1 protein-coding gene is annotated in these 255 nt (G+C 56.1%); it reads right to left on the bottom strand.

What is annotated here, in order from left to right; translation table 11 throughout:
• The coding region (locus ACZ2V4_RS11845; RefSeq protein WP_490514971.1) for a hypothetical protein at positions 1–243 on the bottom strand (243 nt) is incomplete at its 3' end.
• Positions 244–255: the final 12 nt, after the last annotated feature.

Genomic DNA, 255 nt, shown 5'->3' with positions numbered 1-255 from the left:
CCACCCATCGTACTTGGTGGGCAAGAGCTTAGCCTCGCCCCGTACCAGTTCGTCACGCTGCACGCCGTCAATGGTCAACACGCTACTTTCGAGGCGCATGTGGTCCGAGGCCTCGACAAGCACAATGCCGGTCACTAGCAGCGGGCACTGGCCATGCTTGTTGACACCCAGACCGATGTCGCGAAAAATCAATTCACCGTGATTCATGTTTCTCCTTGTCACAAGGGCGCTTGCCCTTTTCATACACACATTCCG

It is taken from the genome of Macrococcus sp. CoH-51_TC_04 (assembly GCF_058188655.1).
This window is presented reverse-complemented; position numbering and strand designations above follow the sequence as displayed.